The 21976-nt window shown below is 36.0% G+C and carries 23 protein-coding genes; 2 read left to right on the plus strand and 21 right to left on the minus strand.

Translation table 11 applies throughout. The features are described from left to right. Nucleotides 1–94: 94 nt before the first annotated feature. From ABD005_RS11950 to ABD005_RS12045, 20 genes are all read right to left on the minus strand, one after another. Entirely contained in the window at nt 95–514 is a 420-nt protein-coding gene (locus ABD005_RS11950; protein ID WP_343817660.1) for a hypothetical protein, read from the minus strand. Nucleotides 515–1394: 880 nt separating this feature from the next. After that, nucleotides 1395–1946 (minus strand): flagellar basal body FlgE domain-containing protein, encoded by a 552-nt coding sequence (locus ABD005_RS11955; protein WP_343817662.1) that lies wholly within the window; start codon nt 1944–1946, stop codon nt 1395–1397. Nucleotides 1947–2097: 151 nt separating this feature from the next. Beyond that, complete coding sequence (locus ABD005_RS11960) at nt 2098–2613, minus strand: hypothetical protein (protein ID WP_343817664.1); 516 nt, start codon at nt 2611–2613, stop codon at nt 2098–2100. A gap of 116 nt (nt 2614–2729) precedes the next feature. Continuing rightward, on the minus strand, nt 2730–3038 hold the full coding sequence (locus ABD005_RS11965) for a hypothetical protein (protein WP_215978906.1): 309 nt from the start codon (nt 3036–3038) through the stop codon (nt 2730–2732). A gap of 121 nt (nt 3039–3159) precedes the next feature. After that, the gene (locus ABD005_RS11970; RefSeq protein ID WP_343817666.1) at nt 3160–3477 is read right to left on the minus strand and encodes a hypothetical protein; all 318 of its coding nucleotides are present in this window, start codon (nt 3475–3477) and stop codon (nt 3160–3162) included. A 186-nt stretch (nt 3478–3663) separates the two neighbouring features. Next, nucleotides 3664–3834 (minus strand): hypothetical protein, encoded by a 171-nt coding sequence (locus ABD005_RS11975; protein WP_343817668.1) that lies wholly within the window; start codon nt 3832–3834, stop codon nt 3664–3666. Between the two features lie 224 nt (nt 3835–4058). Next, nucleotides 4059–4601, minus strand: coding sequence for a hypothetical protein (locus ABD005_RS11980; protein ID WP_343817670.1), 543 nt, complete (start codon nt 4599–4601; stop codon nt 4059–4061). Between the two features lie 120 nt (nt 4602–4721). Further along, nucleotides 4722–5141 carry an IS1096 element passenger TnpR family protein gene (locus tag ABD005_RS11985; protein ID WP_343817673.1) on the minus strand — a complete coding sequence of 140 codons (420 nt, stop codon included), beginning with the start codon at nt 5139–5141 and terminating at the stop codon, nt 4722–4724. Between the two features lie 879 nt (nt 5142–6020). Then, nucleotides 6021–6275: a hypothetical protein gene (locus ABD005_RS11990; protein ID WP_343817675.1), complete on the minus strand. Its 255-nt coding sequence runs from the start codon at nt 6273–6275 to the stop codon at nt 6021–6023. 490 nt (nt 6276–6765) lie between these two features. Further along, nucleotides 6766–7137 carry a hypothetical protein gene (locus tag ABD005_RS11995; RefSeq protein ID WP_343817677.1) on the minus strand — a complete coding sequence of 124 codons (372 nt, stop codon included), beginning with the start codon at nt 7135–7137 and terminating at the stop codon, nt 6766–6768. 931 nt (nt 7138–8068) lie between these two features. Continuing rightward, nucleotides 8069–8356 carry a hypothetical protein gene (locus ABD005_RS12000; RefSeq protein WP_343817679.1) on the minus strand — a complete coding sequence of 96 codons (288 nt, stop codon included), beginning with the start codon at nt 8354–8356 and terminating at the stop codon, nt 8069–8071. Between the two features lie 500 nt (nt 8357–8856). Continuing rightward, nucleotides 8857–9174 carry a hypothetical protein gene (locus ABD005_RS12005; RefSeq protein ID WP_343817666.1) on the minus strand — a complete coding sequence of 106 codons (318 nt, stop codon included), beginning with the start codon at nt 9172–9174 and terminating at the stop codon, nt 8857–8859. 1572 nt (nt 9175–10746) lie between these two features. Then, nucleotides 10747–11124: a DoxX-like family protein gene (locus tag ABD005_RS12010; protein ID WP_343817680.1), complete on the minus strand. Its 378-nt coding sequence runs from the start codon at nt 11122–11124 to the stop codon at nt 10747–10749. A gap of 123 nt (nt 11125–11247) precedes the next feature. After that, complete coding sequence (locus ABD005_RS12015; protein ID WP_343817682.1) at nt 11248–11445, minus strand: YozE family protein; 198 nt, start codon at nt 11443–11445, stop codon at nt 11248–11250. A gap of 126 nt (nt 11446–11571) precedes the next feature. Continuing rightward, a complete protein-coding gene (locus ABD005_RS12020) occupies nt 11572–12273 on the minus strand; it encodes an outer membrane beta-barrel protein (protein WP_343817684.1) in 702 nt (233 codons plus the stop codon). A gap of 885 nt (nt 12274–13158) precedes the next feature. Then, entirely contained in the window at nt 13159–13848 is a 690-nt protein-coding gene (locus tag ABD005_RS12025) for a DUF5004 domain-containing protein (protein WP_343817686.1), read from the minus strand. Nucleotides 13849–13975: 127 nt separating this feature from the next. Beyond that, entirely contained in the window at nt 13976–14359 is a 384-nt protein-coding gene (locus ABD005_RS12030; protein WP_343817688.1) for a hypothetical protein, read from the minus strand. A gap of 114 nt (nt 14360–14473) precedes the next feature. Next, complete coding sequence (locus tag ABD005_RS12035) at nt 14474–14689, minus strand: hypothetical protein (protein WP_343817690.1); 216 nt, start codon at nt 14687–14689, stop codon at nt 14474–14476. A gap of 527 nt (nt 14690–15216) precedes the next feature. Next, nucleotides 15217–15681, minus strand: coding sequence for a hypothetical protein (locus ABD005_RS12040; protein ID WP_055011609.1), 465 nt, complete (start codon nt 15679–15681; stop codon nt 15217–15219). A 119-nt stretch (nt 15682–15800) separates the two neighbouring features. Further along, nucleotides 15801–16367, minus strand: coding sequence for a hypothetical protein (locus tag ABD005_RS12045; protein WP_343817692.1), 567 nt, complete (start codon nt 16365–16367; stop codon nt 15801–15803). Between the two features lie 984 nt (nt 16368–17351). On the opposite strand from ABD005_RS12045, the gene ABD005_RS12050 reads away from it, so the two are divergent. Then, a complete protein-coding gene (locus tag ABD005_RS12050) occupies nt 17352–18317 on the plus strand; it encodes an integron integrase (RefSeq protein WP_343817694.1) in 966 nt (321 codons plus the stop codon). Nucleotides 18318–18540: 223 nt separating this feature from the next. Here the strand turns inward: ABD005_RS12050 and ppsA are convergent, their stop codons facing one another. Next, nucleotides 18541–20922: a phosphoenolpyruvate synthase gene (gene ppsA, locus ABD005_RS12055; protein WP_343817696.1), complete on the minus strand. Its 2382-nt coding sequence runs from the start codon at nt 20920–20922 to the stop codon at nt 18541–18543. Between the two features lie 118 nt (nt 20923–21040). Here ppsA and ppsR point away from each other — a divergent pair, with 118 nt between their 5' ends. Next, nucleotides 21041–21850 carry a posphoenolpyruvate synthetase regulatory kinase/phosphorylase PpsR gene (gene ppsR, locus ABD005_RS12060; protein WP_343817697.1) on the plus strand — a complete coding sequence of 270 codons (810 nt, stop codon included), beginning with the start codon at nt 21041–21043 and terminating at the stop codon, nt 21848–21850. The last annotated feature ends 126 nt before the right edge of the window (nt 21851–21976 follow it).

Here is a 21976-nt window from a genome sequence, read left to right on the forward strand (position 1 = left end):
TCCTTGCCAGTTAACGCCTTGCTAAGCGGATAAAAATGGTTGGTTAAAATCGCGAAGCGATAACCAACTGTTTTTATTCCGTTTAAGCAACTTGTTAGCTACTGGCTTTAAAAAACTCAACCATTACACCAGCAACTGTTGCTACTGTTGTATTAGTTAACCCCAATTTAAAGATTTCTTTAAATGACTTTTTATCGTCAACACTGCTAGGGGTTCCGTTCACTGCGTTTAAACCTTTACTAGTTAATACGATAGTAGTCCCAAAACTATCAGAGTTACACTTTCTTATAAAACCTTCAAAGTGTAGCCAATTTAAAGTTTCATCTGCGGTATCAGTAAGAAAAGAAAAGGTATCTTGAAAGTCTGAGTTATTCTTAGGAGTTTCAAAAAATTCAATAACTACTTTTGCCAGTTCAATACTATCGATATTGACAGGAATAGGAAAACAGCTTAAAGATTGCTGAAAAATCTCCATAGCAGTAATGTTAAAAGCATCAATATTATCTATTTCCATGAATAACCTCAGATATATGATTAAGTAGCTAACGCCCCACTAAGAGGCAAAAAATTGTTGGCTAAAATTAGCGACGAAGGAGCAAAAAGCCAACAATTTTTGTCCTTTTGAGTGGCTTGTTAGTTGCTGGTAGTTAAAAGCACCAACTTTACAACAAGCTACCATGTTTACGGGATGGCAGGAAGAGCCAATAAACGCCTCCGCAATAAACACCCAAACGTGAACTTTGAGCCTTAACAACTAAAGCAATTTAATCACTAAACTACGCAAGGCGAAAACTGATTGGCAAAAAGGAAGTAAATATTAAAAGGCACTTCCATTGCCAAACCAAAGAATTGAACCAAGCGCAAAAGCTTATGTTATGCACTAAACGACAAATAATTTAACTCGAATTAGTGCGGGCAACTAACGCCTCATTAAGAGGCAAAAAATAGTTGGTTAAAATAAGCGAGGCACGAGCAAAAACCAACTGTTTTTTGTCCTGCTTTAATGCCTTGTTATGCGACTCCCAGATTACAATAGCATACTGTTTGTATAATTATTAACAGCATACAATGCACGTTTTAAAAGACCATTGCATTGTGATGCACTAAACCGTGAATTTTGAGCCACTCATAAAGTTTTGAGTTAACAACTAACCTACTTTGGCGAAAAACTGTTTAACCAAAAGCTGAAACAGAGCGACAAACGCATAAACAGCCAAGTAAAAGAAAAGGCAACAAATGCTAAACCTTTTATAAAATACAACGGCTGAAACGATATTTAGTCGATTTCGCAATGCCGCATAACGCTATGCTAAGCGGAAAATAATGGTTGGATATAATCGCGAAGCGGTGGCCAACTGTTATTTTTCCGTTTAAGCAACTTGTTATATTTATTGTTAACAACCGTTAGAATCAAGATTTTTAGCATTAAAGTTTTCGTCTAAATTTGTAGTCGAGTCACTATAAAAATCAAACTCAATACTGTAGTTTTTTTCTGGGTATTGGAGTTCAGTTGTATTTAATATATAAGGCACTTGTCTAACGAAATTGCCTAGTTCATCAAACTCCAGAGTCGCTTTGTTTTGCCCTGTACCGCCAATTTCACCTCCATCAATGTTAAGCAAATCGTCATCTAAGCTATAATACACATCCCATTTTTGATGTTCTGTTTTTATAAAATAGATATGCAATAGCGCTTGTTCTCCTGAGGGCTCACATATATAAGTACTGAAACTAGCATTATATGTAAGCGGATCATCAAGAGAAATATTTTGTGTATTTAGAATCCCAGAACTAGCAGGTAAATTGAATTGCAGTTGAACTTTGGTTGTTTCAAGAGTTGCTGCTATTTCTTGGATTTCTTCAACTTCTTCTTTTGCATCTGATGATGAATCATTACATGCTGCTAGAGCCATTAATATAGGCAACGCTAATAGTGATTTTTTCATATTCTCATCCTTAAGTTTTAATGTTGGTGAATTATACACCGCTACTTGTATAAATATAACGCCCCATTAAGAGGCAAAAAATAGTTGGTTAAAATAGCGAGGCACGAGCAAAAACCAACTGTTTTTTGTCCTGCTTGAATGGCTTGTTAGCTCAATTTCCAAAAGAAATGCTCTGAATACTTGCTCTCAAAGCACTCTCATATAAAGGAAATTCATCCTTAGTCGAGTTGAAATTTAGTAGCACCATCTGTTTCTGGTAACTTGTCGCCAACATAATGTTGTGAATATCTGCATTAATTGCATTCGAAGTTAGCTCTAGATAAATCCAATCTTTGCCATTTATTTGAGCTATTTCTGTTTTTATGAATTTGGCTCCCGGTACCATTCTATTTACAGACTGCTTCAAGTGCTCCATTAGCTGCACCAAAGGTACCGCGGAAATATCATTTGGTCTAACTCCATAAGCAATGCTAGTTGCAGTTGATTCACTTCCTAAAACCCATTGCGGAGCCCTTCTTATAGGCCATTTAGCCTCTATAACTTCTTTAGAAAAGAATTGGAATTCTTTTGGCGGTGTAAAAGTTATATTCGTATTTGGTATTTCTATTTGGTTACCGAGTGAAAAGGCTGTATAAAATAATGCTAAAAAAAATAGTGTGGTTCTCATATTTCCTCCTTGAGCTAACGCCCCATTAAGGGGAAATTTATTGTTGGCTAAAATGTTGAACGGAGTGAAAACAGCCAACTGTAAATTTTCCCTCTTGAATGGCTTGTTATAAGGCTTTACACGTCGTAGTAGCCTGCTGATAATACACCAGAGTTTACTACTCCAATTCCAATACTGGTAACTACACCATTTTTACTCCACGATAAATCGTAGCGTTGGGCATTCTTAATAATTTCTAAATTAAGAACCGTTAAAGATAAACCATTACAATCAAAATATTCAATTTCATATTTACCTTCAAACGTTGCACTTTGACTTCCAGTCGCCGAACCAGTTCCATTGCCATAATCGGAATGAATCCAGACAGCTTTTAATTCACCAACTTTATTGCCTTTAGAGTACTGAACTGATCCTATATTCGACATTTGAAACTCCAAATATGCATTGCCTTATAACGTTTTGCTAAGAGGCTAAAATGATTGGCTGGCTTTTTTGCGTTGCTTTGCAAAAAACGAGCAAACTGTTTTAGTCCTTTTAAGCACCTTGTTATATAGCACATTGATACAAGCCCATTTTTTTGTATTGCGTTACAAGCTGTTTATTATATTTAGCCGCATAATCAACCAATAATTCGCCTTTGCTTGCTTGTCCATCGCAACGAATTACGTCATAACCAGCTTCGATATAATTAAATTCGTATTGTTTATAGACGCACGACAACTCATTATCACTAGTAAAACCTTTTACTGATACTGTTGGGGTTCTTCCATTTGAAACAGCTAAGAACCTCTGTGGTCCTGTATGCTTATATAATTTAGCATCTTCAACTGGATCTGATAATAATATTTCATCAGCTTTTTTCATGAAATCACATTTATCAACTTTGTCTGCATAAGCAAAGATAAAAGGGTAAATTGATATAAATAGTAGAATCTTACGCATGACGCCTCCGTGCTATATAACGCCCCACTAAGAGGCAAAAAATTGTTGGCTAAAATTAGCGACGAAGGAGCAAAAGCCAACTGTTTTTTGTCCTTGTTTAATTTCTTGTTAGGTGTTTTGACACTTCTCTCCCTTATTGTATCCGATTACGCCGAAAGCCAAAGCTACACATAAAATAACTATATCTAAATAGAACGGTGGTTTTTGAGATATCAATAAAGTACCAATAGTAGTTAACATTAAACTTGTGGCTGTATATTTGTTTTTTGATTTTTCCATAATTCTAATTCCTTTTGAAGACTTGAATGATCTGTTGACGTGATAAATAGTGTTACTTAAAAGAATAGTCTTCAATTAATGATATTTATTACAGAAGAGTTCAAATAAATATACGCTGACTAATTACTGACACCTAACGCCGCATTAAGCGGAAAATTATAGTTGGCTAAAATGTTTGAGGAACGAAAAACAGCGAACTGTAAATTTTCCGTTTAAATGCCTTGTTATGCGTACATTTTACCTAGCTGAGAAGTTATAAATTTACACTCAGCTATTACATACTTCAAATTATCTTTTTGACTAATGCTTAAGTGAGAATAGAAATTAATATCTAAAGCTAATCTCTCGATTACATTAACTATATTGAATATGTGACTAGGGAAGCCAGATATTTCAATACTCCAAGAGCCAGGATTGAAATGCTCAAATTTGTTTCTAAATTCATTTTGAATTTTATTAATTGAATCATCTTCATCTTTTGAAGTTTCAAGTGCGGCTCTTGCCCCTAAGGATTGTTTACACTTTTTTAGGGCGTCTCCAAAAGTAATTAATCTTTCATGCCCTTTTTTTGTAACTTGGATAACACTACGATCATCACTGCCTTTTGCAACTTGAATAGCAAAACCATAAAGGGAAGAAAAAGAACTAACTATAACCCATTTCCAGTCTTCTGGATTATCTTTAACCGTACGAAGGAATTGAGCTGTTTTCTCTAAGCTGTCCATAGCGTTACTTTCAGTATCAAATCTTGCCCATCTATCAGACATCGCTGAACTCCTTGTACGCATAACGCCCAATTAACAGGCAAAAAATTGTTGGCTAAAATAGCGACGAAGGAGCAAAAGCCAACTGTTTTTTGTCCTTGTTTAATTTCTTGTTAGGTAACACTACTCATCCCACCCAGGGTACTGCTCTGGTTTAACACCGCTTTCGAGTACCACTCTAGGATAAAATGTATCAGGATTTTCACTAAAACACTTTTTGCGACTTTTATTTATTTGAAACAACCAGCTATCGCCATAATCAAACATATAAAAAAGCTTTTTGCCTTTTGCTTTTGAGAATATAGTTTCAATTGTTTCTTGAGTTACTTTGTTATCATCACATGATATGCGCTGCGCACTTCTAGAATAATAAGAGCTAGCAATACAGAACTCATACATGTGGTCATTATCAAAACCTACAGCACACAAAATTGCCTGATGTAATTCATCTAAGCTATGGTCAATCGGGATTTCTAAAGCACATTCCCATTCATTATGAGCGTGCATACCATCAAGTAATTTTATCTTTAAAGTTTCAATCATACTCAGACTTTACCGTGTTACCTAACGCCTTGCTAAGAGGCTAAAATGGTTGGCTGGATTTTTTGCGTTACTTTGCAAAAAACGAGCAAACTGTTTTAGTCCTTTTAAGCACCTTGTTATGCGACTGGTAGCAATAACCACAAACTGCACAACTTATATAAGATTTCGTGGCAGCAAAAGCCGAAGTAAAAAACACCTCAGTGCAACCCACAAAATCGTGAATTTTGAGCCACTGAATTACAGTGACTTTTATCGCCAAAGTTACGTTGGCGAAAAACTGTTTAGCAAAAAGCTAAAACAGAATTATTGCGCGTAAGTTACCAAGTAAAAGAAAAGGCAACAACGACAAAACTATTGGTAAAGCACCAAGCCTAACAAATAAATTTACTCGAATTCGCATCTGACGCATAACGCTTTGCTAAGAGGCTAAAATAGTTGGCTGGCTTTTTTGCGTTACTTTGCAAAAAACGAGCAAACTGTTTTAGTCCTTTTAAGCACCTTGTTATGCGACTGGTAGCAATAACCACAAACCGCACAACTTATATAAGATTTCGTGGCAGCAAAAGCCGAAGTAAAAAAAACTCAGTGCAACCCACAAAACCGTGAATTTTGAGCCACTCAATGACAGTGACTTTTATAACCACCCTATTTTGGCGAAAAACTGTTTAACCAAAAGCTGAAACAGCGTTATTACGCGTAAGTTACCAAGGTAAAGAAAAGGCAACAAATACAGAATTTTTAGTAAAACACCAAACTTAGCAAATAAATTTAATCGAATTCGCATCTGACGCATAACGCCTAAATAAGAGGCTAAATATAGTGGGCTAAAATGGAGCGGAGCGAACAGCCCGCTGTATTTAGTCCTGCTTAATTTTCTTGTTATATTTTGAATTGCTCAAGACTTTGATTAGAGTTTAATTTAACCAGTAATTGCATATTTCGTTTCTCCGTACACAATAATTTAAACTCACTGTAAGTATCTAAGCTAGGTTTCAATTTATACATAAACCCATTGGAATTGATAATTTGGTACTCATTGTTTTTAATATCAATAGGTTCAAGTGACTCTTCAACACTGATTTCACTTTTATATACATTAACCCAACCACATTTATCAATTACAAAGATTTTCATAAAAATATAACGCTTTGCTAAGAGGCTAAAATGGTTGGCTGGCTTTTTTGCGGTACTTTGCAAAAAACGAGCAAACTGTTTTAGTCCTTTTAAGCACCTTGTTATGCGACTGGTAGCAATAACCACAAACCGCACAACTTATATAAGATTTAGTGGCAGCAAAAGCCGAAGTAAAAAACACCTCAGTGCAACTCACAAAACCATGAATTTTGAGCCACTCAATTACCGTGACTTTTACCAACAAACTACGTTGGCGAAAAACTGTTTAACCAAAAGCTAGAACAGAATTATTTTGCACATAAGTTACCAAAACAAAGAAATGGCAACAAAGACAAAACTATTGGTAAAGCGCCAAACTTAGCAAATAAATTTACTCGAATTCGCATCTGACGCATAACGCCACATTAAGCGGCAAAAAATTGTTGGCTAAAATGTTGAACGGAGTGAAAATAGCCAACTGTTTTTTGTCCGTTTGAATGCCTTGTTAGGTTTAAAATACGGTAGCTGAAAAATAGCCAGCCCCTATACCTAAACATCCCATTGAAACCCCTCTAATTAATTTTAAAGTTTTAGATATTTTGTATATATCTTTACCTTTGAGTAATGAGTCAACAATATGGTCTTGCCCAATAATTGAAAAGAATATAGAAAAACCTAAAAGCCCCAAGGTAATATAAACATCATTCCCCATTTCAACAGCCTTTAATTGTACAAGTATAATAATTGCACCAATTACGGCAGATGAAAGCCATGCATATTGTTTTAGTAGTTCAAAGTGAAGCTCTGTAGTGAGAGTTTCATTCTTTACTTTATTTTCGTTAACTGAATCTACTTCGATATTTTTTTCTTTTACTGCTTCCATAATTAAAACAGAACTCCGATGTATGGTTTAAACCTGACGTTTTGCTAAGAGGCTAAAATGGTTGGCTGGCTTTTTTGCGGTTCTTTGCAAAAAACGAGCAAACTGTTTTAGTCCTTTTAAGCACCTTGTTATGCGACTGGTAGCAATAACCACAAGCCGCACAATTTATATAAGATTTCGTGGCGGCAAAAGCAGAAGTACAAAACACCTCAGTGCAACCCACAAAGCCGTGAATTTTGAGCCACTGAATTACAGTGACTTTTATAACCGCCCTATTTTGGCGAAAAACTGTTTAACCAAAAGCTGAAACAGAATTATTACGCATAAGTTACCAAGTTAAAGAAAATGCAACAACGACAAAAATATTGGTAAAGCGCCAAACTTAGCAAATAAATTTAATCGAATTCGCATCTGACGCATAACGCCTCACTAAGAGGCAAATAATAGTTGGTTAAAATAAGCGACGAAGGAGCAAAAACCAACTGTTATTTGTCCTTTTGAGTGACTTGTTATATGCAAATTACATCAATGTGGACCGTTTTGTAAAACCACATAAGCCAGTAAGAGAAAGCTAATAATTGCAAATGCAGGAACCGCAAACAATATATACTTTTTTGGTGTACTTAGTTTATTACGTGAATAGATGAAAATAACGCAGGAAAGCGTTAGAGATAAAAACACGGGTACACAGGCGGCAGCAAAGAAGTAACCTGTGCTCGAAGCAATTGTGTCGGCGAAATTTTGTAGGTAAGAGAAAGTCACAACTATTGAAAGCGTAATTAGAAAAATATTTGTACCTATAAATTTAGAATTACTCACAAAAATCCTTTTTGCATATAACGTTTTGCTAAGAGGCTAAAATGGTTGGCTGGCTTTTTTGCGGTTCTTTGCAAAAAACGAGCAAACTGTTTTAGTCCTTTTAAGCACCTTGTTATGTTTTGGCTTTAACCTTAAGCGACTGCCAAAAAACGCTAATAGCCATTAATAAATACCCAAACACTAATAAGAAAAAACCAAATGCATCTTCTGAATAAGAATATGAATAACGACTAAAAGATATATAACCGCTGGAATATCCTGTGTAACAACAATAAAGAAAATAAAAACCAAACATATAGAAAGCGACTCTCGTTGGCCAGACATTACTTTTTTTAACAAAAATATTTTTAGGAAGATGGAAAATAGGTTCTTTTACATCTTCTGTAGATTTAGATTCCATTCGAAGCCCAATTAAAAACATAACGCTTTGCTAAGAGGCTAAAATAGTTGGCTGGCTTTTTTGCGTTGCTTTGCAAAAAACGAGCAAACTGTTTTAGTCCTTTTAAGCACCTTGTTATGCGACTGGTAGCAATAACCACAAACCGCACAACTTATATAAGATTTCATGGCCGCAAAAGCCGAAGTAAAAAACACCTCAGTGCGATACACAAAACCGTGAATTTTGAGCCACTGAATAAACGTGACTTTTACCAACAAACTACGATGGCGAAAAACTGTTTAACCAAAAGCTAAAACAGAATTATTTGCACGTAAGTTACCAAAACAAAGAAATGGCAACAAGCACAATAGTATTTATAAAATGCCAAACCTAACAAATAAATTTATTCGAATTCGCATCTGACGCATAACGCTTTGCTAAGAGGCTAAAATGGTTGGCTGGCTTTTTTGCGGTACTTTGCAAAAAACGAGCAAACTGTTTTAGTCCTTTTAAGCACCTTGTTATATAGCACATTGATACAAGCCCATTTTTTTGTATTGCGTTACAAGCTGTTTATTATATTTAGCCGCATAATCAACCAATAATTCGCCTTTGCTTGCTTGTCCATCGCAACGAATTACGTCATAACCAGCTTCGATATAATTAAATTCGTATTGTTTATAGACGCACGACAACTCATTATCACTAGTAAAACCTTTTACTGATACTGTTGGGGTTCTTCCATTTGAAACAGCTAAGAACCTCTGTGGTCCTGTATGCTTATATAATTTAGCATCTTCAACTGGATCTGATAATAAGATTTCATCAGCTTTTTTCATGAAATCACATTTATAAACTTTGTCTGCATAAGCAAAGATAAAAGGGTAAATTGATATAAATAGTAGAATCTTACGCATGACGCCTCCGTGCTATATAACGCCTCGTTAAGAGGCAAATAATATGTTGGCTAAAATAAGCGACGCAGGAGCAAAAGCCAACTGTTATTTGTCCTGCTTTAACGACTTGTTATATTTTTTTGACAACTGAATTGCTATAACACTGAGAATGATACTTAACGGTAACCAAAAAATGTAATAGCCGCCATAAATAACAATTATTGTAGCCAACGGATAGCCAAAAACTAACAAACCAAATAAAGCACCAATTACAGATAATGTTACTATTTGATTCTTATTGATTTGCTTAAATTTACCTTTAGCAAATAACCAATAAACTAATAAAAATGATATACCCCAAATTAATGTACAAATTATTATTGGGGTAATTAAACAGCTTAACGAGCAAAGGCATTTAAACTTTGGATCACAACCTACATCTAACAAGTTAGTTCTCAGGGTAACAACACATAAAGAAGTAAGAAGAAAACTTAGTAACCAAGTTAAAGTAAATTTAAGTGATATAGGCATCAACTATCCGATAAAAATATAACGCCACAATAAGCGGCTTGTAATAGTTTGCTAAAATGTGAAGCGAAGCGGAACCGAGCAAACTGTTACAAGTCCGACTTTATTGCCTTGTTAGGTGTTTTTATACCTATTAATTAGCAGGTTAACACAAATGCCAGCCAAACCAAATATTGCAGATAAAGGCCAATAGACCATCCATTGGATAGGTAGGCCCGAAGGAGCTTGCGGTAAAAGCCATAAACTAGCAACAATGATTAAAGAAAAGGAAACTCCTAAAAAGGCAGAGTGAATTATATGATTTGATGCTTTTAATAGGCGTGTGATAAATGCTACTAAGAAAAATGGGGCACCGTAAAATAAAACACTAAACCCAAACAGGTAAATGAAATTTGCTTGATTATGCTTACTAGTAAAAAAGACATAGCTACACACTAATAAGCTAAAAAGTATTGGGATTGATAAATACCTTGCAACATTCACGATACTAGAGAAACACCTAACGCTTTGCTAAGAGGCTAAAATGGTTGGCTATTTTTTTGCGTTACTTTGCAAAAAACGAGCAAACTGTTTTAGTCCTTTTAAGCACCTTGTTATGCGACTGGTAGCAATAACCAAAATCCGCACAACGTATATAAGATTTCGAGGCAGCAAAAGCCGAAGTAAAAAACACCTCAGTGCAACCCACAAAACCGTGAATTTTGAGCCACTGAATTACAGTGACTTTTACCAACAAACTACGATGGCGAAAAACTGCTTAGTAAAAAGCTGAAACAAAATTATTTGCACGTAAGTTACCAAGGTAAAGAAAAGGCAACAACGACAAAACTATTGGTAAAGCGCCAAACTTAGCAAATAAATTTAATCGAATTCGCACCTGACGCATAACGCCTCGTTAAGAGGCAAAAAATTGTTGGCTAAAATTAGCGACGAAGGAGCAAAAGCCAACTGTTTTTTGTCCTACTTTAACGACTTGTTATATATACATTACACCTGACTAGATTTCTTTAAATTATTAAGTAAAACAAGGCTTAAACCAATTAAAGGAATATTAGTTGTTACAGGATTGAACGCCTCGATTAACAATTGAGGTTGTAACGCTGCTACAAATAATAATAAAGAAATTAGCCCTATTACATTTAGAATTAGTACGTATTTAGAACGATAGAAAATAAACAAGACAATACCAAATATGACTTCGCCAACACCAGCTGATTGTGTAACGAAATCAGAAACATCATCAGAAAACCCTAAACTTGAAGTCATGAGTTTTTCAAGTGGCGCAATATGAATTAGCTTGGGGAATATCCCGTGATAAAGCCAACTAAAACTTACAATATATCGTGCTATTTGAACAGATGACAACAGTAGACTTCCTTGTATATATAACGCCACATTAAGCGGCAAAAAATTGTTGGCTAAAATAAGCGAGGCACGAGCAAAAAGCCAACTGTTTTTTGTCCGTTTGAAGGTCTTGTTAGCAGTACTTTAACCACCAAATTCAAGCCATGCTTCTTCTAAAGCTTCTGTTACATGATCGCCTTTATATTCTAAATATTTACGTAGTGATTCAATATCATGATTGCCTTTTGGAAGATTAGGGTCTTGTTTAATATCAGAAACAAGATTCGAAACAATATCATTACGGGTGTCTTGTTTTAAAAGCCATGAATAAAAATCTTGCATATTGTGCACCTTTTGATTGTACTGCTAACGCCGTTTTAAGCGGTAAATTACAGTTGGCTAAAATAAGAGAGGCACGAACAAAAAGCCAACTGTAATTTGTCCGACTTGAAAATCCTTGTTAGGCATTTAAAATGCCCAACCAATAACCAAGGACAAATCTTTAATATTATTATTATAAGAGCCCGAGTATTCATCATCATAGGTTTTATTTACTGAAACTTTAAGTAATGAATACTCAACTCCTATATAAAAACTTTCAGTAAACTTATACTCTGCCCCCAAAGAATAATAAATATCATTTCCAGTCTCACCACTATTAGAGTGCCCACTTATATCACTAAGTTTCTGTGGCGTATACTCACCATACTTCCAACGGGCAAGACCTAAGCGAGCATTGATAGAGGTATTTTCAAATAATTCCATATCTCCTTTAATTCCAAGTCTTATTGACTCTAAATCAATAGGTACAATTGCCACACGTGAGCTATCCTCGTCTGGACCTAAACAACAGCTACCACCATTTGGAGATGCTGGGATCGATGTTGGAATATAAACTGTAACATAGTTAACTGATTTTCCATGTTCGTGTTTTGCCAGCTCAAATGAAAAGTTATCAGTAAACTTTATACCTAGTCTAAAACCAAATGAATCAGAATTTAAAGATGAGGAATAGTTCTCTTCTGAAACTTCTGTTCGTATTTCAGTCCTTAATGTTGAATTTATATCATATGTAGACTGACCAATTAAAATTTCTGATACTACTGTTATTTCTGCAAAAGAAGAAAAAGGGAGTGCAAATAAAGCTATCCCTGCAATTGTTTTTATCATTTTTATCCTATTAAAATAAATGCATACTATGAATTAGAGAAATGCCTAACGCTTTGCTAAGAGGCTAAAATGGTTGGCTGGCTTTTTTGCGGTACTTTGCAAAAAACGAGCAAACTGTTTTAGTCCTTTTAAGCACCTTGTTATGCGACTGGTTATGATTACCACAAGCCGCACAACGTATATAAGATTTCATGGCAGCAAAAGCCGAAGTAAAAAACACCTCAGTGCAGCCCACAAAACCGTGAATTTTGAGCCACTCAATTACAATGACTTTTATAACCGCCCTATTTTGGCGAAAAACTGTTTAGCCAAAAGCTGAAACAGCGTTATTACGCGTAAGTTACCAAGGTAAAGAAAAGGCAACAAATACAGAGTTTTTAGTAAAACACCAAACTTAGCAAATAAATTTACTCGAATTCGCACCTGACGCATAACGCCACATTAAGCGGCTTGTAATAGTTTGCTAAAATGTGAAGCGAAGCGGAACTGAGCAAACTGTTACAAGTCCGACTTTAATGCCTTGTTAGGTGTTTAATTCACCCAACCGTAATTATGTTTACCGTTGCCTGTGCGCCTAACCGATTTATTGAGCCACACACCAAAGGCATAACCGAAATTAATAGCTTTTCATAGGCGAAGCCTGCTTTTGAAAACGCTTATTAGTGAGCAAACCTAACCTAGTCTTGGCGAAATATAAACACCGTAAAAAATATTAATACGCCGTTTAAATGCTACTTTCACCAAACCGAAAAACATACTAAAACCAAAAACACCTAACGCCTCATTAAGAGGCTAAAAATAGTTGGTTAAAATAAGCGACGCAGGAGCAAAAACCAACTGTTATTTGTCCTGTTGAGCGACTTGTTAGGCATACCTTTTCACCGGTTATGTTCTTAGCCCATAAACAAAATTGCAATTAGGATAAACATGATGTGAGTTTAATGGTTTTAGTTCTAGCAACTCTACCTTACTTATTCGATCAGTGATAATATTTTTATGTATTTCAAAATAAAAAGTCCATTCTCCTTTTAATGAGGTTAATTGAATGTATGGGGAACCAGTTAACTCCCATTTACCACTTTTATGATTGGTTTTATTATTAGGGTCATTTTTGTAGGTTATTTGATAAGTGTTATCTCGGTTAAGTATAAGTTTGGCAGAGAGATCACAATTTTCACTTCTATATTGATTTACTAAGTCTTGGCTGAGCACTTTATCACTTTGCCCCATCCCTTCAGAAATCAAAAATAACCCAATGCTGTTTTTTGTATACCAGTGATCCCCCTTAAAAAGGGGTTGTACATGCACATCAGGCCACCCAAGCTTATTAATTGAGCTTATGAAGTTATCTAAATTATCTTTCCCTTCAATAAAAGGTGAATAAATTATTGTAGAATTTTGAATTTCATCAGGGAAGGCAAGAGTGTTATTTTCAACTTTATAATTTAATTCTTCTAGTTTTTGGGTAATTAAAAGAACATCATCATCGGATAAGTATCGTTTATATAAATATACCTTTGTTGTGGAACATCCGATCAAAAAAATAGAAATTAGAATAAGAGTTATAAATCTCAAATTATCACCATCCTTGTTTGTATGCCTAACGCCACATTAAGCGGCTAAAAATTGTTGGCTATAATGTTGAACGGAGTGAAAACAGCCAACTGTTTTTAGTCCGTTTGAATGCCTTGTTAGCAGTGTACTACTCAGCATTTGTTTTTTTATTTCCTAAGAACTCGAATTCAAACTTTAAAGCCGCAATAAATTCGTCTGTTTGAATGTTAATAGCCCCAATAACTTGGGAGTCGTAAGTTTCTTCAGCCTGAATAATTATGACTTTTGTCTTTTCACCCGTTTCTTGGTCAATATGAATAGCATATTGAGGTATTATAATATCGATTGGTTTACCAATATTTTTCCCTTCGACTTGCAGCATAAACACTGCGGCACCTAAATTAATATCATCTTCTGTGGCTTGACGACCACTTGTATATTTATAGTCACTTAACGAAGGCCACAACATAGTATTTTGTCCGTAGAGTAATGTTGATATTAAGATCAACGGTAAAATTAATAATCGATACATGATTTATACTGCTAACGCTTTGCTAAGAGGCTAAAATGGTTGGCTGGCTTTTTTGCGTTACTTTGCAAAAAACGAGCAAACTGTTTTAGTCCTTTTAAGCACCTTGTTATGTGTTTATTCAACAGGTGTTAATACGACATTATCCCAAGTACTGTAAACACCATTGTTGATATTTACAGGTATTCCGCAAGCGGCTCTATACCCCTTCATTCCATCATGAATAGTTGTATTACCACTAAGAGGTCTACTAACCTTCTGTGAAATTTCTTCTATTATTTCGTACGTATTTCCATTTTCATCACGAAATACTCCTAGATTATTAATTTTCATTTATATTCCTTATGCACAAATTAAAACTAAACTCACCCAAACACATAACGCCCCACTAAGAGGCAAAAAATTGTTGGCTAAACTTAGCGACGAAGGAGCAAAAAGCCAACTGTTTTTTGTCCTTTTGAGTGAATTGTTAGTTGCTGGTAGTTAAAAGTACCAACTTTACAACAAGTTATCATGTTTACGGGATGGCAGAAAGAGTTAATAAACTCCTCCGCAATAAACACCTAAACATGAACTTTGAGCCTTAAAAGCCAAAGCAATTTAAATCACTAAACTATGCAAGGCGAAAACTGATTGGCAAAAAGAAAGTGAAGATTGAAAGGCACTTCCATTGCCAAACCAAAGAATTGAACCAAGCGCAAAAGCTTATGTTATGCACTAAACGACAAATAATTTAACTCGAATTAGTGCGGGCAACTAACGCCTCGTTAAGAGGCAAATAATATGTTGGCTAAAATAAGCGACGCAGGAGCAAAAGCCAACTGTTATTTGTCCTGCTTTAACGACTTGTTAGGCATACATTAACCGTGGTGTCGGCGGATATGCTTTACTAAACCTGATTCGTTAAACTCTAGTGAGACGATATTAGTTTTACTATATTCAATGGTTTTATCTAGATGCGCAGGCTTAACTTTACCCATTTCAGTCATTTTTATAAAAACAACATTAGCCCCTACCATAATTTCGTTTATCTCAATATTACTGTTTATAACTTCATCTTTTAGTTTACCAATCATATCTGAGCGGAGTTTCGTTTTATCAGTATACGTAAACTTGAATTTAACATGTTCATCGATGAAATCATCAGATAATAGCGATATATAATGGTCTATTTCTTTAGTGGTTGTATTTGGTTGTTGGCGTGCATTTTTGGCTGATACAAATGCCTTTGCTTTTTCGATTAACTGATCTGCCGTGAACTTGTCATTTGCAGAAGCTGAAAAAGATAAAATAAGGAATATAAATACTAAAGTTAATTTTTTCACTGAACTATCCTTGTATGCCTAACGCCCTGTTAACAGGCAAAAAATAGTTGGTTAAAATTAGCGACGAAGGAGCAAAACCAACTGTTTTTTGTCCTTGTTTAACTGCTTGTTAGGCGAAATTACAATTTTTTAGCTGACAACCATTTTTCGCTTTTATTGATAGTTGCATACCAAGTATCAAATTTATTACGATAGCCCTGCCAAGGTTCAGCTAATTCAGCTCTAGGATCTTTGCTTAGTGAATATGCCATGCCCTCCATGAACCAATCTGGAGTTGAAAACCACACTTTCGTCAAACCAAGCCTTTCATGCTGCAAATGATGTATTAGCTCATGAACCAAATACTCATTTTCCCAAGCTCTAGGACTCAGAACTATACCAAATGTAGCTAAAGTGGCCGCTTTCTGTTTATATAAACCAAAATAGTTAAAACACTCTTCTGTTGAGCAAAATACAACTCTTGGCTTATTTTGGATATTATCTATGTCATTTTCAAGCTGCTTCATAGCTTTGGAATATAGCTGTTTTACTTTAGCTAATTGTGTTTCATCCTCTACACAGATTAATTGAGTTAGGCACTTCACACCTGAGAATTCAGGCGCAATGACTCTAATGGGCTTAAACCCAGCCCAACACGTAATAGGGATGACAATTATAAGAAATAATAATATGTACAACTTTTTCATCGAAACTCCTTTTCGCCTAACGCTTTGCTAAGAGGCTAAAATGGTTGGCTGGCTTTTTTGCGTTACTTTGCAAAAAACGAGCAAACTGTTTTAGTCCTTTTAAGCACCTTGTTATGCGACTGGTAGCAATAACCACAAACCGCAAAACTTATATAAGATTTCGTGGCAGCAAAATCCGAAGTAAAAAACACCTCAGTGCAACCCACAAAACCGTGAATTTTGAGCCACTCAATGACAGTGACTTTTATAACCGCCCTATTTTGGCGAAAAACTGTTTAACCGAAAGCTAAAACAGAATTATTACGCATAAGTTACCAAGTTAAAGAAAAGGCAACAAATACATAATTTTTAGTAAACCGCCAAACTTAGCAAATAAATTTAATCGAATTCGCACCTGACGCATAACGCCTCATTAAGAGGCAAAAAATAGTTTGCTAAAATAAGCGACGAAGGAGCAAAAGCAAACTGTTTTTTGTCCTACTTGAATGACTTGTTATGTGTACATTACTTGATAAAGTTAAATATCGTCACACACAGCAATATAATCACTAAAACGATGTAAATACGCTTAAGCAATACTTTATTACCGCTAAAGTTTTGAGAATGTTCATGTAACATTAAAGTAACTTCTGCATCTGAAAGATTGTGGCAATAATGACACTTCCCCTCTTTTGTGGGGCTTTTAAAGCCACATCTAACACATTTAGTTAGCGGTTCACTATACGTGTTGATGAACATAAACCTCCCTGTACACATAACAGTTTATTAGGAGGAAAAATGCGCCCTTTTCCAGTTGCACTCTTTCCCCGTAAAAATTAATTGTTCACAACTTTATACGAGTAATCACACCGAATCAATAAGTTAAGCTCACCTTAGTGCATAATCATTAGGTTGCGTAGAAAGCGTGCATTTTGCTCTATTTCTTGCGTAAAATTAAAACACGACTAAACTGTATATAAAAACAGTAAGTAGTTAGGGTTCATAATGTCATCGCCATTTTTAACAATCGTTATAGAGCAAATGCGTATGCAACGTTATGCTAAGCGCACTATTGAATCTTATATTTACTGGATAAAAGCCTATATCAATTTTACTCATAAGAAACATCCTATCCAAACCCATGATGCTGAAGTTGAAATGTTTTTATCATATTTGGTCAACAATAAAAATGTCGCGCCCCGTACGCAATCGTTAGCACTTAACGCCTTAGTTTATCTGTACGAACATGTGCTTAAATCCCCGCTAACATTATCGTTAAACTTCAATAAAAGTCATTTAAGCCCGAAGCTGCCCTGTGTTTTAACACCCGATGAAGTGTCCAATTTATTAAAGAACATAAGTGACAAATACATGCTACCTTGCAAACTAATGTATGGCAGTGGTTTACGTTTAATGGAGGCGGTTCGCTTACGTATTAACGATATCGACTTTGATTATCACGCTGTACAAGTGTGGTATGGTAAAGGCGGTAAACATCGTAGAGTTACGTTAGCTAAAGAGTTACACGATGGGCTAAAAAAACAAATAGCCTTAGCCAAAAGCTATTATGAGATTGATAGTGCTAAACATAACTACGGAGGAGTTTGGCTGCCATTTGCGTTAACGCGAAAATTTCCACAAGCAAGCCAAGAGCTTGGTTGGCATTATTTGTTCCCTTCTACTCGCTTAAGTATTGATCCTGAAAGTGAACTAACAAGACGACACCATATTAATGAAACTGTACTGCGTAAAGCGGTAAAAATAGCAACTAAACAAGCAGGTATTGAAAAAAATGTCACCTGCCACACACTAAGACACTCTTTCGCAACACATTTATTACAGCGCGGAGCAGACATTAGAACAGTGCAAGAGCAACTAGGGCATACCGATATTCGCACCACGCAAATTTATACCCATGTTATTGAGCATGGCGGTCATGGTGTCCGCAGTCCGTTATCAGATCTGCTATAGCATTTATCAACTACTAATCTTCAATCTTCAATCTTCAATCTTCAATCTTCAATCTTCAATCTTCAATCTTCATCAAAAAAGATAATAATATCGATATATGAATCAATATTATTATCGTAAAAATAGTCATTTAACATAGCAATTGTAAGCGTATAGCGTTGACTAATGAGCTTAACTTAAATCAATTTATCTCTTGTAGCGCTTATATTTAATCACAGATTTTCTATTGCTTTGTTTTTCCAGCTAGGTAAAGCCATGTTGGGATCACGGTATCAGGATTTAGCGATAAACTTTCTATGCCTTGCGTTAATAGCCATGCTGCAAAGTCTTCATGATCAGAGGGCCCTTGTCCACATATTCCCACGTATTTCCCTCGTTCTTTACAGGCTTTAATTGCCATTGACAGTAAAGCTTTAATCGCGGGGTTTCGTTCATCAAATAAGTGGGCGACTAGGCCTGAGTCTCTATCTAAACCTAAAGTCAATTGTGTTAAATCATTTGAGCCGATAGAAAAGCCATCAAACAAGTTTAAAAATTCATCGGCGAGTAAGGCGTTACTTGGTAACTCGCACATCATAATTACGCGCAAGCCATTTATGCCACGTTGCAAGCCATTTTGTTCAAGTATTGCGATAACTTGCGCCCCCTCATCAACCGTTCTAACAAAAGGAATCATCACCTCTACATTGGTAAAACCCATCTCATCTCTAACACGTTTCATTGCTTGGCATTCTAAAGCAAAGCAGTCTTTAAAGTCTGGAGATACATAACGGGCGGCACCACGATAACCTATCATAGGGTTTTCTTCTTCAGGCTCATAATATTCTCCGCCCACTAAATTAGCGTATTCGTTCGATTTGAAGTCTGACATTCGCACTATGACTTTTTCGGGATAAAAAGCGGCTGCTAACGTCGCAATACCTTCTGTTAACTTTGCAATATAAAATTCTACTGGGCTGTTATAACCAACAATAATATCGTTGATATCTGCTTGTAATTCTGGCGCTTGCTCATCAAAATTAAGTAAGGCCTTTGGGTGAATACCAATCATTTTATTAATAATAAATTCAAGTCTCGCTAAACCAACCCCATGGTGAGGTAGTTTAGCAAACCCAAAGGCGCGATCGGGGTTACCAACATTCATCATAATTTTTACGGGTATATCAGGCATTGTCTCAATTTGTGAAGTATTTATTTCATAGCTAATGTTACCTTGATAAATAAAGCCAGTATCTCCTTGAGCACACGATACCGTAACTTCATCATTGGTTTGAATTAAACTTGTTGCATTGCCGCATCCTACCACCGCAGGAATACCCATTTCTCGAGCTATTATGGCAGCATGACATGTACGCCCGCCTCTGTTAGTTACAATGGCCGAGGCGCGTTTCATAATAGGCTCCCAGTCAGGGTCAGTCATATCTGTGACTAAAACATCTCCTGGTAGTATTTTATCCATTTCAGCCAGTGACGATAAAACCTTAGCTGTGCCCGCCCCTATTTTGTGACCAATTGAGCGCCCTTCACAAATCACCGTGAGCTGCTCTTTACTGTTGAGTTGAAACTCTTCCATTACATTACTATTTTCTCGACTTTTTACCGTTTCAGGCCGAGCTTGTACTATATATAACTTGCCATCGACACCATCTTTTGCCCATTCAATATCCATTGGTCTCTGATAATGCTTTTCTATCGTTACCGCTTGTATTGCCAACTGAGTGACTTCTTCATCCGTTAAGGAAAATGCATTAGCTTCATTTGGGTTAACATTTAATGTTTCAACTTGCTCACCATGAACTTGTGAATCGGTAAACACCATTTTAATTGCCTTGCTACCAATATTGCGACGTACTATAGCGGGCTTTCCTTTGGCTAAGGTGGGTTTATGTACATAAAATTCATCGGGGTTTACTGCGCCTTGCACAACGGTTTCGCCTAAGCCTAAACTAGAGGTAATAAAAACAACATCATCAAAGCCCGACTCAGTGTCTAAGGTAAACATAACCCCCGCACAGGCAATATCACTGCGTACCATACGTTGAATACCTGCCGACAAAGCAACACCACGGTGATCATAGCCTTGGTGAACACGGTATGAAATAGCTCTATCATTAAACAGTGACGAAAATACATGCTTGATGGCAATCATTACCGACTCAAAACCACGTACATTTAAAAAAGTTTCTTGTTGTCCTGCAAAAGAGGCATCTGGCATATCTTCTGCAGTTGCCGATGAGCGAACCGCAAAAGAGGCATCACTAGCATAGCCATCAGCCAAGGTGGCGTAGGCCGCTTCAATATCATGCTGCATTGCAGGTAAAAAAGGGGTGTCAATAATCCATTGTCTAATGGTTTTTCCGCACTGGCTTAGCGCATTAACATCGTCAACATCAAGGCCATCAAGCAATTGGTATATTTTTTCATTAATGCCGCTTTGCTCTAAAAATTCATTAAACGCAAAAGCTGTCGTTGCAAAGCCATCAGGTACTTGTACACCGGCGCTGCTTAAGTTTGAGATCATTTCACCTAACGAAGCATTTTTACCGCCAACACACTCCACATCATTCATGCCTAAGTCTCTATACCAACGAATATTCTCTTGCATAATAAATCTCCATTTTTTGACGATATTGCTATCATTAATGCTATACGGTTTTTTGTGAGTAAACGCATGTTAAGAATAGAACATAAATACAAGCTCACCATACTTTAAGGGTTAAATAATGCGCACCGTTTTTTATATTTCTGATGGTACAGCCATTACTTCAGAAGTTTTTGGTCATGCTTTACTCTCGTTATTTCCAATGCAATTTCAACATCGCACTATTTCGTTTGTTGAAACAGTTGAAAAAGCACAAGCCACTAAAGCGCTTATTAATAAGGTTTGTAGCCAAAATGGTGAGCCAGCATTAGTGTTTCATACCTTTGTTAACCCTGAAGTACGTGAAATTATTGATAGTTGCGATGGCGTTATTTATAACTTTTTAGAACACTTTGTAAAACCACTCGAGCAAGAGTTACAAATAACAGCTTGTCCCAAAGCACACCGCACACACAGTATTAATAAGAATAGCTACGATAACCGAATTGATGCGGTTAATTACGCGCTGGCAAATGATGATGGCAGCAGTATTACCAATTTTGAACAGGCCGATGTTATTTTAATTGGTGTTTCACGATCTGGAAAAACCCCAAGCTCACTTTATTTGGCAATGCAATACGGAGTAAAAGTAGCTAACTACCCTTTTACTGATGATGATATGGAAAACTTATCTTTACCTGCTTTTTTAAAAGAACATAAAAAAAAGCTCTTTGGTTTAACCATCGACCCACAGCGGTTAATTGACATCCGAGAAGGTAGACTGGCGCATAGCCAATATGCATCAGCAAGACAGTGTCGTATGGAAGTACGAGAAGTTGAAAAGCTTTATAAACAAGAGAAAATTCCTTTTATCAATACCACCAAACTATCGGTTGAAGAAATTGCCGCCAAAGTGCTTAGTCAAACAGGTTTACAACGATATAAATACTAATTTGTGCTAACTAATAGCAAGGGAGTATCGGAGCACTGGTACTTTTATTGGTTTTTTATCAGTAAAACGGTTCACATTAGTAGTGAATTTAGCTATGTTAGCGCGATAAAATACTTTATACGTTGT

Source organism: Colwellia asteriadis, assembly GCF_039523295.1.
Classification (GTDB): Bacteria; Pseudomonadota; Gammaproteobacteria; order Enterobacterales; family Alteromonadaceae; genus Colwellia; species Colwellia asteriadis.

Bases quoted from the DNA above. Each gene is read 5' to 3' on its own strand.
- ABD005_RS11950 (WP_343817660.1), bottom strand. From the start codon at position 514: ATGGAAATAGATAATATTGATGCTTTTAACATTACTGCTATGGAGATT.
- ABD005_RS11955 (WP_343817662.1), bottom strand. From the start codon at position 1,946: ATGAAAAAATCACTATTAGCGTTGCCTATATTAATGGCTCTAGCAGCA.
- ABD005_RS11960 (WP_343817664.1), bottom strand. From the start codon at position 2,613: ATGAGAACCACACTATTTTTTTTAGCATTATTTTATACAGCCTTTTCA.
- ABD005_RS11965 (WP_215978906.1), bottom strand. From the start codon at position 3,038: ATGTCGAATATAGGATCAGTTCAGTACTCTAAAGGCAATAAAGTTGGT.
- ABD005_RS11970 (WP_343817666.1), bottom strand. From the start codon at position 3,477: ATGAAAAAAGCTGATGAAATATTATTATCAGATCCAGTTGAAGATGCT.
- ABD005_RS11975 (WP_343817668.1), bottom strand. From the start codon at position 3,834: ATGGAAAAATCAAAAAACAAATATACAGCCACAAGTTTAATGTTAACT.
- ABD005_RS11980 (WP_343817670.1), bottom strand. From the start codon at position 4,601: ATGTCTGATAGATGGGCAAGATTTGATACTGAAAGTAACGCTATGGAC.
- ABD005_RS11985 (WP_343817673.1), bottom strand. From the start codon at position 5,141: ATGATTGAAACTTTAAAGATAAAATTACTTGATGGTATGCACGCTCAT.
- ABD005_RS11990 (WP_343817675.1), bottom strand. From the start codon at position 6,275: ATGAAAATCTTTGTAATTGATAAATGTGGTTGGGTTAATGTATATAAA.
- ABD005_RS11995 (WP_343817677.1), bottom strand. From the start codon at position 7,137: ATGGAAGCAGTAAAAGAAAAAAATATCGAAGTAGATTCAGTTAACGAA.
- ABD005_RS12000 (WP_343817679.1), bottom strand. From the start codon at position 8,356: ATGGAATCTAAATCTACAGAAGATGTAAAAGAACCTATTTTCCATCTT.
- ABD005_RS12005 (WP_343817666.1), bottom strand. From the start codon at position 9,174: ATGAAAAAAGCTGATGAAATCTTATTATCAGATCCAGTTGAAGATGCT.
- ABD005_RS12015 (WP_343817682.1), bottom strand. From the start codon at position 11,445: ATGCAAGATTTTTATTCATGGCTTTTAAAACAAGACACCCGTAATGAT.
- ABD005_RS12020 (WP_343817684.1), bottom strand. From the start codon at position 12,273: ATGATAAAAACAATTGCAGGGATAGCTTTATTTGCACTCCCTTTTTCT.
- ABD005_RS12030 (WP_343817688.1), bottom strand. From the start codon at position 14,359: ATGTATCGATTATTAATTTTACCGTTGATCTTAATATCAACATTACTC.
- ABD005_RS12035 (WP_343817690.1), bottom strand. From the start codon at position 14,689: ATGAAAATTAATAATCTAGGAGTATTTCGTGATGAAAATGGAAATACG.
- ABD005_RS12045 (WP_343817692.1), bottom strand. From the start codon at position 16,367: ATGAAAAAGTTGTACATATTATTATTTCTTATAATTGTCATCCCTATT.
- ABD005_RS12050 (WP_343817694.1), top strand. From the start codon at position 17,352: ATGTCATCGCCATTTTTAACAATCGTTATAGAGCAAATGCGTATGCAA.
- ppsA (WP_343817696.1), bottom strand. From the start codon at position 20,922: ATGCAAGAGAATATTCGTTGGTATAGAGACTTAGGCATGAATGATGTG.
- ppsR (WP_343817697.1), top strand. From the start codon at position 21,041: ATGCGCACCGTTTTTTATATTTCTGATGGTACAGCCATTACTTCAGAA.